General features: G+C 55.6%; 2 rRNA genes (1 of these 2 only partly in view). Both read right to left on the bottom strand.

Going from position 1 to position 2,134, the window contains the following annotated elements:
* Positions 1 to 134: 134 nt before the first annotated feature.
* Positions 135 to 249: ribosomal RNA gene (rrf, locus tag H1S04_RS18465) — 5S ribosomal RNA — on the bottom strand.
* A gap of 101 nt (positions 250 to 350) precedes the next feature.
* Positions 351 to 2,134, bottom strand: a 23S ribosomal RNA gene (locus H1S04_RS18460); it runs 1,052 nt beyond the window's last position.

The following is a 2,134-nucleotide window of genomic DNA, read 5'->3' as shown; positions in this document are numbered from 1 at the left end:
CCTTCAGGTTATGAGCCTGACGAGCTACCGGGCTGCTCTACCCCGCGCCATTCTGCGCGATCTGTTGCGCGGCTGCGCCGATTGTTGGGTTGGCGCGATGATCTGGATCGTTCGAGAGCTGCGTTTCTTATCAGATCTGGCGGTGACCTACTCTCCCACGTCTTGAGACGCAGTACCATTGGCGCAACGGCGCTTAACGGCCGAGTTCGGGATGGGATCGGGTGTTTCGCTCGTGCTATGTCCACCAGATCAGATAAGAAACGCTCAGCGTTGCGGACCTTGCGGTCCGTAAGTTGTCCAAGGATGCTTTTGGAAGCGGGGATCTGTGTCAGATCTGGCCACTTCCGGATCAAATCAAGCCTGTCGAGCCATTAGTACCGGTCAACTGAACGCATTGCTGCGCTTACATCTCCGGCCTATCGACGTGGTGGTCTTCCACGGCTCTCAAGGGATACCTGGTTTTGAGGGGGGCTTCACGCTTAGATGCCTTCAGCGTTTATCCTGTCCGTTCATAGCTACCCAGCACTGCCGTTGGCACGACAACTGGTCCACCAGTGGAACGTTCACCCCGGTCCTCTCGTACTAGGGGCAACTCCTCTCAAGTATCCTACACCCACGGCAGATAGGGACCGAACTGTCTCACGACGTTCTAAACCCAGCTCACGTACCTCTTTAAACGGCGAACAGCCGTACCCTTGGGACCTGCTCCAGCCCCAGGATGAGATGAGCCGACATCGAGGTGCCAAACGATGCCGTCGATATGGACTCTTGGGCATCATCAGCCTGTTATCCCCAGCGTACCTTTTATCCGTTGAGCGATGGCCCTTCCACTCGGGACCACCGGATCACTATGGCCGTCTTTCGACTCTGCTCGACTTGTCAGTCTCGCAGTCAGGCTGGCTTCTGCCATTGCACTCAACGAGCGATTTCCGACCGCTCTGAGCCAACCTTCGCGCGCCTCCGTTACTCTTTAGGAGGCGACCGCCCCAGTCAAACTACCCACCACGCAGGGTCCCGGACCCGGATAACGGGCCGCGGTTAGACATCAAGAGTGCGAAGGGCGGTATCTCAAGGATGGCTCCACGGGAACTGGCGTCCCCGTTTCAAAGCCTACCGCCTATCCTGCACATCACAATCCTGATGCCAGTGCGAAGCTATAGTAAAGGTGCATGGGGTCTTTCCGTCTAACCGCGGGAAGTCTGCATCTTCACAGACAATTCAATTTCGCTGAGTCCACATTTGAGACAGCGGGGAAGTCGTTACGCCATTCGTGCAGGTCGGAACTTACCCGACAAGGAATTTCGCTACCTTAGGACCGTTATAGTTACGGCCGCCGTTTACCGGGGCTTCAATTCAATGCTTGCACATCTCCTTTTAACCTTCCGGCACCGGGCAGGCGTCAGACCCTATACGTCGTCTTGCGACTTCGCAGAGCCCTGTGTTTTTAGTAAACAGTCGCCACCCCCTGGTTTGTGCCCCCCGCCAACAGTTGCCTGCCAACGGGGCCTCCTTCTCGCGAACTTACGGAGGTATTTTGCCGAGTTCCTTAAATGTGGTTCTCTCAAGCGCCTTGGTATTCTCTACCAGTCCACCTGTGTCGGTTTAGGGTACGGTCTCATGGAGGGCTGTTTCCAGGAACCGCTCAGCAGCAAGGTCAATCCGATAAGACCTCACTACACCTGCGATCCGTCACCATCTCCTGGCCCAGGAATATTAACCTGGTTCCCATCGACTACGCCTTTCGGCCTCGCCTTAGGGGCCGGCTTACCCTGCTCAGATTAGCTTTAAGCAGGAACCCTTGGACTTTCGGCGACAGGGTCTCTCACCCTGTTTGTCGCTACTCATGTCAACATTCTCACTTCTGATCACTCCACCGGATGCCTTACGGCCCGGCTTCACAGTCAGAACAATGCCTCCGTTGATCCCGAAGGAACAAAAGAGGCAGCGTTCTCTATCACAGAACGCTCCGCTACCGCGTGCACAGATGTGCACACCCAAAGCTTCGGCTCGTGGCTTGAGCCCCGTTACATCTTCGCCGCAAGACCTCTTGATTAGACCAGTGAGCTGTTACGCTATCTTTAAAGGATGGCTGCTTCTAAGCCAACCTCCTGGTTGTTTTGGAAGTCTCACATGC

The sequence above is a fragment of the Paracoccus sp. S1E-3 genome, from assembly GCF_013868135.1.
In the GTDB taxonomy this organism is placed as follows: Bacteria; Pseudomonadota; Alphaproteobacteria; order Rhodobacterales; family Rhodobacteraceae; genus Paracoccus.
Note: the sequence above shows the minus strand (reverse complement) of the source record. Positions and strands in the feature narration are given on the sequence as shown.